Origin of the sequence: Agrobacterium genomosp. 2 str. CFBP 5494 (genome assembly GCF_900013495.1) — a bacterium.
In the GTDB taxonomy this organism is placed as follows: Bacteria; Pseudomonadota; Alphaproteobacteria; order Rhizobiales; family Rhizobiaceae; genus Agrobacterium; species Agrobacterium pusense.
This window is the reverse complement of the sequence record NZ_LT009719.1, coordinates 1,241,162-1,256,706: the sequence shown is the minus strand read 5'-3', so window position 1 is coordinate 1,256,706 and position 15,545 is coordinate 1,241,162. Positions and strand designations below refer to the sequence as shown.

Here is a 15,545-nt window from a genome sequence, read left to right as displayed (position 1 = left end):
GCAATTACGAAACGCCGCCGAAATATCCGGAAGGGCCGATGTCATGAGTACGAAACCTGCGGAAAAAACTGGAAGAACCGGCTGGCGTTTCTGCGCTGTCCTTCTTTCCGCTGTTCTTGCCATGCCGCTCGTTCCCTCCGAGAGCTTGGCACAGGAACAGCGGCGCACCCTGTTTGAAATGCTCTTCGGCAGGCCGGTGGGCCGCGATGGCGGATCAGGCCGCGAATACCAGCCCCGCAACCGGCGCGATTTTCCATCCGCGCCGCGTGAAAGATCGGTTACCCGCCCGCAACCAGCAAGGAAAGCGCCTTCGGTGGTGCAGATGCGAACCGCTAAGCCGGAGCCTGCCGCCAAGCTTGAAAATGCCAGGCGCGTCCTTGTTATCGGTGATTTCCTCGCCGGCGGAATGGGGGAAGAGCTGGTCAATGCCTTTGCCAGCTCGCCGGCAATCGCGGTAGATGTGCGTGCCAATGGCTCTTCCGGCCTGGTGCGCACCGATTATTACGACTGGTTCAAAAACCTGCCGCAGTTCATAAGCGAGACCAACCCCGCCACCATTGTCATCATGATGGGCTCGAACGATCGCCAGCAGATGCAGATCGGCGATATCAAGGAAAAATTCGGCACGGAGGTATGGCTCAAGGAATATGAGAGGCGGATCGATGAGCTTCTCACCCTCGCCGGCCGTCCGAAAGTGCCGCTATTATGGGTGGGTCTGCCCGCCTTCCAGTCTCCCTCGCTTTCTGCGGATCTCGTTGGGTTCAACCGGCTTTACCGCAGCCATGTGGAAAAATTCGGCGGCGAGTTCGTGGATGTCTGGGACGGTTTTGTCGACGAAGCCGGCAAATTCGTCATCACCGGTTACGACATGAACGGTCAGCAGGCCCGCCTGCGTGAGGCCGACGGTATCGGCATGACGCAGGCCGGAAAGCGCAAGCTTGCCTTTTACGTCGAGAAATTCGTCCGCCGGCACCTCGACGGCGCCGGACCGGACCTTGTGAAACTGGACGGCAGCAATCTGCCGGCACTCACCTCCCTGCCGGCACTTGGCATCGATGCGGGACAGGTGCGCACCCAGTCGATCAGCCTTACCGATCCCGCTCTCGATGGCGGCGACAAACTGCTCGGGGATGTCCCTCTTTCGGCCGCGCCAACACGCGTCTCCGTTGTGGAATCCCCGCGCGAAAGGCTGACCAAGCGTGGCGAAATGGCCGATGCGCCGGCAGGCCGCATCGATGACTATCGGATTACGCCCGATACCACACAGGCAAAGCAATAGAAGCTTGCCCGCCGTCTGCCGCCCAGTCGGTCGGCGTAATGTTCAGGCAATCCCACGATGACAGGATAGCTGCAGCTTTGCAGGAATGCGGAGATCGGCCACAAACCTCCGCCGCTCCACCGATTTCGCATGGCGAATGTATTCGACGGCGACGCGTCGCTTGCCATGAGCGTCAACGGCACCGTCGTTTTTGACTCCATGTGTACGCTTCACCCTAAGCGTGCAGACAATGCCGAGACGAATTCATGCGCCTGCTGCTTGTTGAAGACGAACGTGAGATGGCAGCGGCCCTGTCTGCCGCGCTCCATCGGTTCGATATTATCGTGGATACGGTCGGAACACTGGATCTCGCTCGACACGCCATCATGGATGGTGTCCACGATCTCGTTGTGCTGGACCGGCAACTGCCCGATGGTGACGGCATCGAACTGATAGAAAATCTGCGTCTGCTGCCGGTCACCCCACCCGTCATAGTGTTGACGGCCCAGGGCGGGCTCGTGGATCGGGTGAAGGGCCTGAACCTCGGTGCAGATGACTATATGGCCAAGCCTTTCGCTGTCGAGGAGCTACTTGCCCGCATTCGCGCCCTGATGCGCCGACCCGCCGGAACCGTGGCGATGACGGCAAAACTCGGCAGGCTGGAGTTTTGTTTCGAGACGCGCGAAGTGCGTATCAACGGCGCGTTTCTTCCGCTGACGAGAAGGGAGTTGCTGATTCTCGAAGCCTTGCTGCGACGACAGGGCAGAACAGTGCTGCGCTCGCTGCTCGAAGAGGCCGTCTATAACTTTGACGATGAAATCCAGTCCAATGCGCTCGATTCCCACATTTCCCGCTTGCGGCGCAAATTGCAGGCTGCGGACGCCGCCGTGGAGGTGCATGGCATTCGCGGCGTGGGATATCTTTTGAGGGCGACGGGATGAGATTGTCAAAGAGAAAGTCACTGAAGCGGCGATTGACCATTCAACTGCTCCTCTTCCAGATCGGCAGTCTGTTGATCGTCAGCGTCGCGTTCTTTGCCTATCTGTTGAGCGACGGCGTCGGCAGCGCTCTTCTTAGCTCGGAGGCGGCGCAGATAACTGCAAACGCTTTGATCCGCGATACGGATGGGAAGCTTACGCTGAACGAGACAGCCGAATATGCCAAACTCCGGGAAAAAATGCCCGATTTCTGGTTTGTTGCGCTGAGCGACAAGGATGAGCTCATCCAGGGTGGCCCTGTGCCCGAGGCCTACAGCAACATGGAGAAGGAGTTAAACGACATCAAGATTTCGAACATTCGCGAAGCCGGGATGTCCTACTCCTATTTTGCCGTTCTTTACCTTGCGGTCGTTCGCCGTGCATCCGGGCCAGCCGGAGAGTTCGTGATGGTCGGAAAAGGCGATCTTTTCAGCATGACGCTCCCTGTTCTGCTGTTTTCCAACATCATGATTTTCCCGGTCCTCGTCCTCATCTCCATTGCGACCACGATAGCAATTCCCTTGATCATCCGCAGGGAATTTCGGGCACTCTCGACGATTGCCAAAACCGCGGAAGCGATCGATATCGACAGACGCGGATATCGCTTGCCCGACAATGATATTCCACGGGAAGTGCAGCCGCTGGTGCACGCCGTCAATGGTGCACTCAAGCGCCTGGACGATGGCTATGAACGGCACAAGCGCTTCATTCTCGACGCCGCGCACGAATTGCGCACGCCGGTCGCCATTCTACAGACGCGTGTCGAAACTCTGCTGGAAGGGCCCGCACGCAGCCGGATTTTGGCGGATGCCAACCGTATCGGCGTGCTGGCCGAACAATTGCTCGATCTGCAGCGTCTCGGCGGCCAGAAGGCGCCATTGGTGCCGCTCGATCTGGTCAATCTATGCAGATCGGTTGTTGCCGATATGGCACCGCTTGCCATCTCGCAGGGTTATGAGCTCTCATTTGAACCGGAGGAAGAACCGATCCTTGCACTTGCGGACGACCCTTCCCTGCGGCGAGCCCTGATGAATATCGTGCAAAACGCCATAGAACACGGCGGCAACCGCGGAACCATAACGATGACAGTGGCGGCCAATCGGGTGATAGAGATCGCCGACGAAGGCAACGGCATTCCTGAAAAGGAGCGGGAACTCGTCTTTGATGCCTTTCATCGCCTGCAACCTAGAGACCGGGGCACGGGCCTCGGGCTTAATCTCGTGCAGGAAATCGTGCGGTATCACGGCGGAGATATTACTATCGGCGATTCATCCAGCGGTGGGGCCTGCTTCCGGATTACGCTTCCCTATTGCTGAAAAAGAAGCGCTCGTTTTCTGACATCAAAAAAAGGCCTGTTGCGGGTGCGACAGGCCTTTCCATTTTTATCCATTTGCCGGCTTAGCGCGGAAGAACGGTCGCGCCCATCAGCGCTTCATCGATAGCACGCGCCGCCTGACGGCCTTCGCGGATCGCCCAGACCACCAGCGACTGGCCACGGCGCACATCGCCCGCCGCCCAGAGCTTGTCGACAGAGGTCCTGTAATCCGTCTCGTTGGCGACGACATTTGTGGAGCCACGGCGGTCCGTGTTGAGTGTCAGCTTGCCGTCCATTTCCTTCAGAACGCTGTCCGTGAAGGGACCGGAAAAGCCGATGGCGATGAAGGCGAGATCGGCCTTGATGATGAACTCCGTGCCGGCAATGGGCTTGCGTCGGTCATCCACCTGGCAGCACTTCACACCTGTCAGCACGCCGTCTTCGCCAACGAATTCGAGGGTCGCCACCTGGAACTCGCGGATGGCGCCTTCGGCCTGCGAAGACGAGGTGCGCATTTTGGTTGCCCAGAAAGGCCAAACCGCCAGCTTGTCTTCCTTTTCCGGCGGCATCGGGCGTATGTCGAGCTGGGTGACTTTAACAGCACCCTGGCGGAACGCCGTGCCAACGCAGTCGGATGCAGTATCGCCACCGCCCACAACGACGACATGCTTGCCGCCCGCGAGGATCGGATCGGCCGGCCAGCCAACGCTGTCAATGTTTTCACGACCGACGCGCCGGTTCTGCTGCACTAGATAGGGCATGGCATCATAAACGCCATGCAGATCCGCACCGCCGATGCCGGCCGGGCGTGGGGTTTCCGAGCCGCCGCAATAAAGCACGGCATCGTGGTCGGCGAGAAGCGCCTCCACCGTCACATCGACGCCGACATTGACGCCACAATGGAAGGTAACACCTTCGCCCTTGATCTGCTCGACACGGCGGTCGATGAAGTTCTTTTCCATCTTGAAATCGGGGATGCCGTAACGCAGCAGGCCGCCGGGCTTGGATTCACGCTCATAGACGTGAACCTCGTGGCCGGCGCGGCCAAGCTGTTGCGCCGCCGCCATACCCGAAGGACCGGAACCGATGATGGCGACCTTCTTGCCGGTGTGGACCGTCGCCGGCTTCGGCACGATGAAGCCCAGCTCATAGGCCTTGTCGGCAATAGCCTGTTCGACGGTCTTGATCGCGACCGGCGCATCCTCAAGATTCAGCGTGCAGGCCTCCTCGCAGGGGGCGGGACAGACGCGACCGGTGAATTCGGGGAAGTTGTTGGTGGAATGGAGGTTGCGGATCGCCTCCTCCCAGTTGTTATTGTAGACCAGATCGTTCCAGTCGGGGATCTGGTTGTGCACGGGACAGCCTGTCGGGCCGTGGCAATAGGGAATGCCGCAGTCCATGCAGCGCGCCGCCTGCTTCTGCACCTCGGCATCCGACATCGGAATGGTGAATTCGCGGAAGTGGCGGATACGATCCGATGCGGGCTGATACTTGCCCACCTGCCGGTCGATCTCCAGAAAACCTGTAACCTTGCCCACGTTTATGTCCTCACATCAAAGCGGAGCGCCTGTCGGGCCCCAGTACCAGGTGGCGAAACCCAAAGCCGCCCCAGCACGATGAACTCAAATCCGGTCTCGCCGCCCGTCCAAGTGGTCGCCACGAATGGCGACCGCTGTTATCAGCGAGATCAGGTGGTGTAGTGTCCTCACGCGGCGGATTACTCCGCCGCCACGCCCATGCGCATGCGCTCCATTTCCTCAAGCGCACGACGGTATTCAACCGGCATGACCTTGCGGAACTTCGGACGGAACTCGCTCCAGCGATCGAGTATATCCTTGGCACGCGACGAGTTCGTGTAATGGAAGTGGTTGGAGATCAGCTGGTAAAGACGCTCCTCGTCGTGGCGAGTCATGTCTTCGGAAACGTCGACACGTCCCTTGTGCATGAGGTCGCCGCCGTGATGGTGCAGCTTTTCCAGCATGTCGTCTTCTTCCGGAACCGGCTCCAGCTCAACCATGGCCATGTTGCAACGCGTGGCGAAATCGCCCTTCTCGTCGAGAACATAAGCCACGCCGCCGGACATGCCGGCCGCGAAGTTGCGGCCGGTCTCGCCAAGAACGACCACAATGCCGCCGGTCATATATTCGCAGCCGTGGTCGCCGACACCTTCGACAACCGCAACCGCGCCGGAGTTACGCACCGCGAAACGCTCGCCAGCCACGCCACGGAAATAGCACTCGCCGGTTATGGCGCCGTACAGCACGGTGTTGCCGACGATGATCGAGTTTTCCGCGACGATACGGGCGTTTTCCGGCGGGCGCACAATGATGCGGCCACCCGAAAGACCCTTGCCGACATAGTCGTTACCGTCACCCACCAGATCGAAGGTGATGCCTCGAGCGAGGAACGCGCCGAAGGACTGGCCCGCCGTGCCGCGCAGCGTCACATGGATCGTGTCATCCTTCAGACCCTTATGGCCCCAGCGCTTGGCGAGCGCGCCGGAGAGCATCGCACCGGCGGAGCGGTCTACGTTTCTGATCGGCACTTCGAAGACCACGGGTTCGCGGTTTTCCAGCGACGGCAGCGACTTTTCGATCAGCTTGCGGTCGAGAATGTCATCGATCGGATGCTTCTGGCGTTCGGTCCAGAACGTCGCCTCCTTGGGTGCCTCGACCTTATGGAAGATGCGGCTGAAATCCAGACCCTTCGCCTTCCAATGCGCCAGCATCTCATCCTTCTCGAGCAGTTCGGAAGCGCCGATGATCTCGTCCAGCCTGGTCACGCCAAGCGAGGCAAGGATTTCGCGCACTTCTTCGGCCACGAAGAAGAAGTAGTTGATGACATGTTCCGGCGTGCCCTTGAAGCGCTTGCGCAGAACCGGGTCCTGCGTGGCAACGCCGACAGGGCAGGTGTTGAGATGGCACTTGCGCATCATGATGCATCCCGCCGCAATCAGCGGCGCGGTGGCGAAGCCGAATTCATCCGCACCGAGCAGCGCGCCGATGATGACGTCGCGGCCGGTCTTCAGACCGCCATCCACCTGCAGGGCAACGCGCGAGCGGAGACCGTTCAGCACAAGCGTCTGCTGGGTTTCGGCAAGGCCGATTTCCCAGGGCGAACCCGCGTGCTTGAGCGACGTCAGTGGTGACGCGCCCGTGCCGCCATCAAAACCGGCGACGGTGATATGGTCTGCACGCGCCTTGGCGACACCGGCCGCAACCGTTCCGACGCCGACTTCCGACACCAGCTTCACCGACACATCGGCTTCCGGATTGACGTTTTTCAGGTCGTAGATCAGCTGCGCCAGATCTTCGATGGAATAGATATCATGATGCGGCGGCGGCGAAATGAGGCCGACGCCCGGGGTGGAGTGACGGGTCTTTGCAACCGTCGCATCCACCTTGTGGCCGGGCAGCTGGCCGCCTTCGCCGGGCTTTGCGCCCTGCGCTACCTTGATTTGCAGCATGTCGGCATTGACAAGGTATTCCGTCGTCACACCGAAGCGACCGGATGCGATCTGCTTGATGGCGGAGCGTTCCGGGTTCGGCTGGCCGTTCAACAGCGGCATGTAGCGGTCGGATTCTTCTCCGCCCTCACCCGTGTTGGACTTGCCGCCGATGCGGTTCATGGCAATCGCGAGCGTCGTATGCGCCTCGCGGCTGATTGAGCCGAAGGACATGGCCCCGGTCGAGAACCGCTTGACGATATCGGCTGCCGGTTCGACCTCATCGATGGAGACTGGCTTGCGACCGAGTGCTTCCGCCGACTTGACCTTGAACAGGCCGCGAATGGTGTTCATGCGCAGCGCCGTTTCGTTCACCATGCCGGCGAATTCGCGGTAGCGATCCTGGCTGTTGCCACGCACGGCGTGTTGCAGCGAGGCGACGGCGTCCGGCGTCCAGGCATGGCTTTCGCCGCGCATGCGATAGGCGTATTCGCCGCCGATATCGAGCGTGTTGGCAAGGATCGGGTCCTTGCCAAAGGCCGCTGTGTGGCGCGCCACGGTTTCTTCGGCGATTTCGGTCAGGCCGACACCTTCGATGGAGGTAGCGGTGCCGAAGAAATATTTCTCGACGAATTCCGAAGACAGGCCGATGGCGTCGAAAATCTGCGCGCCGCAATAGGACTGGTAGGTGGAGATGCCCATCTTGGACATGACCTTGAGGATGCCCTTACCCACCGCCTTGATATAGCGATAAACGACTTCATCATCAGACACTTCCTTCGGGAAGGCGCCGTGCTTGTGCATGTCGAGCAGGGTATCGAAAGCGAGATAGGGGTTGATCGCCTCCGCACCATAACCGGCCAGAAGGCAGAAATGGTGGATTTCGCGCGGCTCACCGGTTTCGACGACGAGACCGACCGAGGTACGCAGGCCCTTGCGGATCAGGTGGTGGTGCACGGCGGCTGTCGCCAGAAGTGCGGGGATCGCGATGCGATCCGGGCCAAGCTGGCGGTCGGACAGAACGATGATGTTGTAACCGCCGCGGACGGCGGATTCGGCCCGCTCGCAGAGGCGGTCGAGCATTTCGGGCATGCCTTCGGCACCGCGCTCCACATCATAGGTGAAGTCGAGCGTCTTGGTGTCGAAACGGTCTTCCGTGTGACCGATGGAACGAATCTTCTCCAGATCGCCATTGGTCAGGATCGGCTGGCGCACTTCCAGACGCTTGGCGCGGGCAGCACCTTCGTGGTCGAGAATATTCGGACGCGGGCCGATGAACGACACGAGGCTCATGACCAGCTCTTCGCGGATCGGATCGATCGGCGGGTTCGTGACCTGCGCGAAATTCTGCTTGAAATAGGTGTAGAGCAGCTTCGACTTGTCGGACATGGCCGAAATCGGCGTATCCGTGCCCATGGAGCCGATGGCTTCCTGGCCCGTCGTCGCCATCGGCGACATCAGGAGCTTGGTGTCTTCGCTGGTGTAACCGAAGGCCTGCTGGCGGTCGAGCAGCGACACGTCGCGGCGCAGCGCGCGTGGTTCGACAGGCTTCAGCTCTTCAAGGATGAGCTGCGTGCGATCAAGCCAGCTGCGATAGGGATGCTTGGCGGCAAGCTCGTGCTTCACTTCCTCGTCGGAAATGATCGCACCCTTTTCCATGTCGATCAGCAGCATCTTGCCAGGCTGCAGACGCCACTTCTTGACGATGCGCTCTTCCGGCACTGGCAGCGTGCCGGCCTCGGAGGCCATGATGATGCGGTCGTCATCAGTGACGAGGTAACGGGCCGGGCGCAGGCCGTTGCGGTCGAGCGTCGCGCCAATCTGCTTGCCGTCGGTGAAGGCAACGGCGGCGGGACCGTCCCACGGCTCCATCAGGGCTGCGTGATATTCGTAGAATGCCTTGCGTTCGGCAGACATGGACTGGTTACCGGCCCAGGCTTCCGGGATCAGCATCATCACGGCATGGGCCATGGAATAACCGCCGCGGACGAGGAACTCGAGCGCGTTGTCGAAACAGGCCGTGTCCGACTGGCCTTCATAAGAAATCGGCCAGAGCTTGGAGATGTCGTCACCGAACAGCGCGGACGAAACCGATGCCTGACGCGCCGCCATCCAGTTGACATTACCGCGCAGCGTGTTGATTTCGCCGTTATGGGCGACCATGCGATAGGGGTGCGCCAGCTTCCACGACGGGAAGGTGTTGGTGGAGAAACGCTGATGCACGAGCGCGACAGCCGATTCGAAACGCGGGTCCGAAAGGTCCTTGTAATATGCGCCCACCTGATAGGCGAGGAACATGCCCTTATAGACGATGGTCGAGGAAGAAAGGGAAACGGGATAGAAATCCTGCGTTTCCTTGCCGCCGCCTTCGTCATAGATGCGGTTGGAGAGAACCTTGCGGATGAGGAACAGCTTGCGCTCGAAATCGGCATTGCTCGCGGCATCGCGGCCGGCGCCGATGAAGACCTGCACGTGGTGCGGCTCTGTCGCTGCGATATCCGGCGCCTTGGAAAGCGAGGAGTTGTCGACCGGGACATCACGGAAGCCAAGGAACTGCTGGCCCTCTTCGCCGATGACGTCGACGATGACCTTCTTGTAGTGCTCGATGCGGGAGGGATCGCGCGGCATGAAGATATGACCGACGGCGTATTCGCCAGCCTTCGGCAATGTCACGCCCTGCGCGGCCATTTCCTCGCGGAAGAAGCGGTCGGGAATCTGCACGAGAATGCCCGCACCATCGCCCATCAGCGGATCTGCGCCGACGGCGCCGCGATGGGTCAGGTTTTCAAGGATGAACAGGCCGTCCTTGACGATCTGGTGCGACTTGACGCCTTTCATATGGGCGACAAAGCCGACGCCGCAGGCATCATGTTCATTGGCGGGATCGTAAAGACCCTGCCTTTCCGGCAAGCCGCCCGCGAAACGCGCTTTCGCAGAAACGGGTGCAGCCGCAGCCGCGGTGGGACAGTCAGTGGTCAGGGTTGCGGCGGCGATATCCGCCTGCGGCTTGTTCGTCATTTTTGTCCCTCCTGCAAATTACTTGCACGGTTTCATGCGAAGGTCCGGCGCGACGCAAATTTCGCTCTTTGGCAAAATCCGCATTCTCGCCGGCTGGATCAAATTTAGGACAGTAAGACTGTCTCAATTCCCGAGGATTTTGGCAGAAACCGGCGGAATTGGCAAGGGCGCGAATCCAATTAGTGAGACCGTCGTTTTATAGCGAAGTTTCGATACTGACCTATTGTGCGAAACTTTCTGTCGCAAATCCCGCCTCCCCATTGCTTTCATTGCCGGATTTGCCAATCGCGGAGTTAGGTCCTAGAACTTTGCCAGTCGTCGCTCCATGCATTTCCCAATCAGAACCCCAGCTATCGGAAAGCCTTCAGAGATGTTTTTTGCTTCAGACAATTGGGCTGGCGCCCACCCGGCCGTCAATGAACGGCTTTCGCGGGAATCCACCCGGTTTGCCTCCGCCTATGGCACCAGCGAACTCGATCTCTCCATCGAAAAGCGCTTCAACGAGATATTCGAGCGCGAGGTTGCGGTGTTTTTCGTCGCCACCGGCACGGCGGCCAATTCGCTTTCGCTGGCCAGCATCGCTCGCGCCGGCGGCCTCACCTTCTGCCATTCGGAAGCCCATGTGATCGAGGACGAATGCGGCGCGCCGGATTTCTTTTCCGGCATGCGCATGGTCGCAGTCGAAGGGCCGAACGGCAAGATGCTGCCGGAAAACCTGATCGAGCGCATTGCCCGCTATCCGCAGGATGCCGTTCACCACGGCCGTGCCGCCGCCATCACCATGACGCAGGCGACCGAAGCCGGCACCGTCTACACACTCGACGAAATTGAAGCCATCTCCAAAATCGCCAAGGAAAACGGCCTGCCGCTGCATATGGACGGCGCGCGTTTTGCCAATGCGCTGGCCGCGCTTGACACCACGCCGGCTGAAATGACCTGGAAACGCGGCGTTGACGTGCTGTCTTTCGGCGGCACGAAAAATGGCTGCTGGTGCGCGGAAGCGATCGTTTTCTTCGATCCTTCGCTCGCTCGGGATTTCTCGTTCCTGCGCAAACGCACAGCGCAACTGTTTTCGAAGTCACGTTTCATAGCAGCGCAGTTTGAAGCCTATCTGCAGGATGATCTTTGGCTCGGTCTCGCCAGCCATGCCAATGCCATGGCTAACCGGCTGCGCGCGGGCTTCGGCTCGCTGAACAGCGCGCGCCTCGCCTGGCCGACCCAGGCCAACGAAGTTTTCGCCATTTTGCCAAAGGCAGCCGCGCAAGCAGCGACGGAAAAAGGCGCAAGGTTCTATGACTGGCTGGAACCGCGCGACATGCCGGAAAAAGTCGGCAAGGACGAAGTACTGATCCGCATGGTCACCAGCTTTGCGACGACCGAGGCCGATGTAGATGAATTCCTGTCCATCTGCGCTGCCGTCTGAGATATCGGAGGGCGTCGCCTTGCGGCGCCCTCAAACCTCCTGCAACCGGTAACCCACCCCGGTTTCTGTCAGGATGTAACGGGGCTGGTCGGGGATTTTTTCGATCTTCTGGCGCAATTGGCGCACATAGACCCGCAAATATTGCACGTCGGTCAGTTCATCCCATACGTGCTCCAGCAGGAAGCGGTGCGTCAGCACCTTGCCTGCGTGCTGAACCAGCACCCGCAGAATATCGTATTCCTTCGGGGAGAGCTTCACCTCCCGGTCCTCCACCCTGACGATACGCCGGACAAGATCGACCGAAAGATCGCCGGTCTGAAAGACAGGCCGTTCACCCTGGCTCTGGAGCCGGTGGCGCAGCGCGACACGGATGCGGGCGACGAGTTCGTTCATGCCGAAGGGCTTTGTAATGTAGTCGTCGGCTCCCAGTTCGAGTGCCTTGACGATACCTGCTTCATCGGTTCGGCTGGACAGGATGATGACCGGCAACGCCACCCCCTCGCTGCGCCATTTCGCCAGAAGATCGTGTCCCGACATATCCGGCAGGCCGAGATCGAGAATGACGAGATCGGGCTTGTCCTGCTCGACCAGCTCCATCGCCACCTTCGCATTCATCGCCTCGCTTACCGTATAATCCTGCGTCGACAACCCCACCCGCAAAAGCTTGCGGATCGGCGGTTCATCGTCAACGATCAGAATGTTAACGGCGGAATTGGTCATTCCAGGGTCTCCTTTGGCGGCGTAGTGGGAGCGGGGTCGCCATTTCGGCTCAGGCGGCGCCCTTTTCATGATCTAGCACAGGCGCGTTGGCGGGAACGGGCAAAGTTACCGTGAATTGCGCACCTCCCCGACCCTGCCTGTTCTCCGCACGAATCGAACCACCCATGGCCTCGATGAAACCCTTGCAGATGGATAGCCCCAGTCCGGTTCCCGCCTGCACCTGATCGGTCTTGCGCACCCGGTAGAAGCTGTCGAACACCCGCTCCGCATCTTCGGGAGGAAAGCCCGGCCCCTCATCGGCCACGGACAGGAAGACGTGCCTTCCCTGCCGCCAGCCACGAAGTTCGATGACCGTGTGTCCGGGAGCATATTTGGCCGCGTTGTCTATGAGGTTGAACAGGACCTGTTCGAATAGCACGGGATCGACCCTAAGCATCGGCAGATCAGGCGGAATATCCAGGACAACCTCATGCCGCACAATGATTTTCGCGGCACGCGAAAGCGCTGTCCCGACCATGTCGCCAAGGAAATGCAGCCCGTAATTCGGCTCCATTGCACCCGATCCGATCCGCGTCATATCGAGAAGATTGGAGATGAAGCGGTTCAGCCGTTCGGATTCCTCAACGATCGTCGAAAGCAGATCGGCGCGCGCATCGGGCGGGATGTCCTCGGCAAAGTCCTTCAGCGTTCCGGCCGAACCCAGAATAGCCGCGAGCGGGGTTTTGAGGTCGTGGGAAATGCAGGTGAGGAGTGCTGTGCGCAGTCGGTCGGTTTCCGCGGCCAGCCTTGCCTTGTCGACATCCGAGGCAAGCTGGATACGTTCGATCGCGAGTGCAGCCTGGTCGGCCAGCGCATCAAACAGGCGCTGTTGTTCAGGTGTCAAAAGCGGCCCGCTTCGGTCATCATCCAACCCGACGACGCCGACGGCACCGCTGCCGGTGCGGAGCGGCAGATAAAGCCGCCGGGCGCCCGGCAATGTGTCTGCGCCGCGACCAGCCGCCTTGTCGTGTTCCCATGCCCATTGCGCGGCCGCGATATCGGCATCCACCAGCGTGTCATCGGGCGGATAACCGGCCTTGACGGCAATGGCGTTGTTCTCAGGCAGAAGCAGCACCACCCTCACCTTCAACATCGAAGCCATCTGGTAAGCGGTAGCCCACAACACATCATCCAGAGTGGCCGTTCCGGCAAGCTTTTTGGAAAACAGATAGAGATCTTCCGTCGTGCGCGCCCTTACCCGCGCCGAGGCCGCCTGCCGTTGCACCGCAACCGTGAGGTTGGAGGCAACAAGCGCCACTCCGAGATAAAAAAGCAACGCCAGAACGCTGTCCGGCGCGCTGACCGTCAGCGTGTATCGTGGTTCCAGAAAGAAAAAATTGAATGCGACGGCGCCAAGCAGCGAGGCATATAACGCAGGTCCAAGTCCTCCGCGAACAGCGGCCGCCAGCACGGCCATGAGAAAAACGAGCGCCAGATTCTGAACGTCGAGCGTCCGGTCAAGCACGATGCCGACAACGATGGCGAGCGCTACGAACAGCGTGCTGTTGAGATAGGAGCCTATCGACCAGCGCGAGCGGGACGGTGCGGCCTTCACGGATTGCGCCGGCTTCTCTTCATTCTTGTCGCCGGAAATGACGTGCACACTGATATCGCCGGCATGGTCGATCAGATCATGCGTCAGCGAGCGCTGAAAAATTCGCTGCCACCAGGATTTTCGCGGGCGACCGATGATGATGTGGGTGAAATTGTTTGTATTGGCGTAGGAGATGATCTCCCGCGTCAGGTCTAGCGCCGGCAGGGTTACCGTCTCGCCGCCAAGCTGCTGGGCAAGCCGCATGGTGCCGGCCAGCCGGTCCTTCTCCGCCTCCGACAATTGCTGCGACCGCGGCGTGTCGAGATGCAGTGCGGTCCATGGTGCGCGCAGCCGGTCCGCCTGCCTTCGGGCATAACGCACAAGACCGGGGCCGTTGCCGCCATGATCAAGACAGACCAGAACCCTGTCTCCGGCCGCCCAGGGGCCAGAGATGGCATGGGATTGCATGTGATTGAGCAATTGCTCATCCACCCGCTGCGCGGTGCGCCGGAGCGCCAGCTCGCGCAATGCCGTCAGGTTACCGCGCGAAAAATAATTCTCGATGGCGCGCCGTGCCGTACGGGGCAGGTAAACCTTGCCATCCTGCAGCCGCTTGATGAGGTCGTCAGGCGTAATATCGATGATTTCGACATCATCGGCCCGGTCGATGATGCTGTCGGGCACGGTTTCACGAACACGGATGCGGGTGATCTGCGCCACCACATCATTCAGGCTTTCAACATGCTGGATGTTCAGCGTTGTATAGACGTCGATGCCCTGCCCGAGGATTTCCTGAACATCCATATAACGCTTGGGGTGGCGGCTGCCTGCAGCATTGGTGTGAGCAAGTTCATCGACCAGAACCAGGGCGGGACGACGCGCGAGGATCGCGTCGATATCCATCTCCTCCAGCATCTGGCCGCGATAATCGATACGTTTGCGAGGGACGACCTCCAGCCCCTCGACCAATGCCTCGGTCTCCCTGCGGCCATGCGTTTCCACGACGCCGATAATGGTGTCGACGCCATCCGCAAGCTTCGCCCGGCCTGACATCAACATTTCATAGGTCTTGCCGACACCGGGTGCGGCGCCCAAAAAAATCTTCAACCGGCCCCGCGCCTCGCGCCTGGCGTTTTCCAGAAGCGCATCGGGCGACGGCCGGCCGGGCATGTTGCTGATATCGTCAGGCATTTAACCACCAGTGGTCGAGGCTATGGCTTGCGAACAAGCCATAGCCATTTCAATTCATGAGCCGGCCGCGTCAAGAGCCATGTTGAGCGCAAGAACGTTTACAACGGGCTCGCCCATGAAGCCGAGTTCCGGAGCTTCGACGTGACGCTCAACGATGGCACGCAATGCCGCTTCATCCATGCCCCTCGCTTTGGCGACACGCGGAACCTGGAAATAGGCGGCTTCCGGCGAAACATGCGGATCGAGGCCGCTGCCCGAGGCCGTCACCAGATCGGCCGGCACCGACGAGGCCGGATTTTCAGCTTTCGCGGCCTCGTAATCCTGTTTCACCCGGTCGATAAGCTTGGCGCTCGTCGGCCCGAGATTGGAGCCGGAGGACGAGGCCGCATTATAGCCATCGCCGGCGGCGGAAGGACGACCATGAAAATAAGTCTCGCCAGTGAAGGCCTGCCCGATCAATTGCGATCCGACCACCGTGCCATTTTTTTCGATCAGGCTGCCATTGGCCTGCGCGGGAAAAAGCGCCTGCGCCAGGCCCGTCATGCCGAGCGGATAGGCAAGGCCGGTGATGGCCGTGGTAGCGAGGATCAGCACCAGTGCGGGACGAAGCTGTCTAAACATTGTC

Annotated in this window: 9 protein-coding genes; 4 read left to right on the top strand and 5 right to left on the bottom strand. The window is 60.1% G+C overall.

What is annotated here, in order from left to right:
• The first annotated feature begins 43 nt into the window (after positions 1 to 43).
• The 3 genes from AGR2A_RS20585 to AGR2A_RS20575 all read left to right on the top strand — a co-directional run bounded on the left by AGR2A_RS20585 (position 44) and on the right by AGR2A_RS20575 (position 3,551).
• Entirely contained in the window at positions 44 to 1,279 is a 1,236-nt protein-coding gene (locus AGR2A_RS20585; protein WP_072493314.1) for an SGNH/GDSL hydrolase family protein, read from the top strand.
• A gap of 245 nt (positions 1,280 to 1,524) precedes the next feature.
• Positions 1,525 to 2,199: a response regulator transcription factor gene (locus AGR2A_RS20580; RefSeq protein ID WP_004445841.1), complete on the top strand. Its 675-nt coding sequence runs from the start codon at positions 1,525 to 1,527 to the stop codon at positions 2,197 to 2,199.
• The gene (locus AGR2A_RS20575; protein ID WP_072493315.1) at positions 2,196 to 3,551 is read left to right on the top strand and encodes a sensor histidine kinase; all 1,356 of its coding nucleotides are present in this window, start codon (positions 2,196 to 2,198) and stop codon (positions 3,549 to 3,551) included. The genes AGR2A_RS20580 and AGR2A_RS20575 overlap by 4 nt, the downstream gene beginning before the upstream one ends.
• An 82-nt stretch (positions 3,552 to 3,633) precedes the next feature.
• Here the strand turns inward: AGR2A_RS20575 and AGR2A_RS20570 are convergent, their stop codons facing one another.
• The gene (locus tag AGR2A_RS20570) at positions 3,634 to 5,088 is read right to left on the bottom strand and encodes a glutamate synthase subunit beta (protein WP_072493316.1); all 1,455 of its coding nucleotides are present in this window, start codon (positions 5,086 to 5,088) and stop codon (positions 3,634 to 3,636) included.
• A gap of 179 nt (positions 5,089 to 5,267) precedes the next feature.
• Entirely contained in the window at positions 5,268 to 10,013 is a 4,746-nt protein-coding gene (gene gltB / locus AGR2A_RS20565) for a glutamate synthase large subunit (RefSeq protein ID WP_006697197.1), read from the bottom strand.
• Between the two features lie 370 nt (positions 10,014 to 10,383).
• Here gltB and AGR2A_RS20560 point away from each other — a divergent pair, with 370 nt between their 5' ends.
• Positions 10,384 to 11,436 carry a low specificity L-threonine aldolase gene (locus AGR2A_RS20560; protein ID WP_004445845.1) on the top strand — a complete coding sequence of 351 codons (1,053 nt, stop codon included), beginning with the start codon at positions 10,384 to 10,386 and terminating at the stop codon, positions 11,434 to 11,436.
• 30 nt (positions 11,437 to 11,466) lie between these two features.
• Here the strand turns inward: AGR2A_RS20560 and AGR2A_RS20555 are convergent, their stop codons facing one another.
• The 3 genes from AGR2A_RS20555 to kdpC are packed head-to-tail and all read right to left on the bottom strand — an operon-like array spanning position 11,467 to position 15,541.
• Positions 11,467 to 12,156: a response regulator transcription factor gene (locus AGR2A_RS20555; protein ID WP_006697199.1), complete on the bottom strand. Its 690-nt coding sequence runs from the start codon at positions 12,154 to 12,156 to the stop codon at positions 11,467 to 11,469.
• A gap of 49 nt (positions 12,157 to 12,205) precedes the next feature.
• Entirely contained in the window at positions 12,206 to 14,920 is a 2,715-nt protein-coding gene (locus tag AGR2A_RS20550; protein ID WP_072493318.1) for a sensor histidine kinase, read from the bottom strand.
• A 54-nt stretch (positions 14,921 to 14,974) separates the two neighbouring features.
• Positions 14,975 to 15,541 carry a potassium-transporting ATPase subunit KdpC gene (gene kdpC / locus AGR2A_RS20545; protein ID WP_072493319.1) on the bottom strand — a complete coding sequence of 189 codons (567 nt, stop codon included), beginning with the start codon at positions 15,539 to 15,541 and terminating at the stop codon, positions 14,975 to 14,977.
• Positions 15,542 to 15,545: the final 4 nt, after the last annotated feature.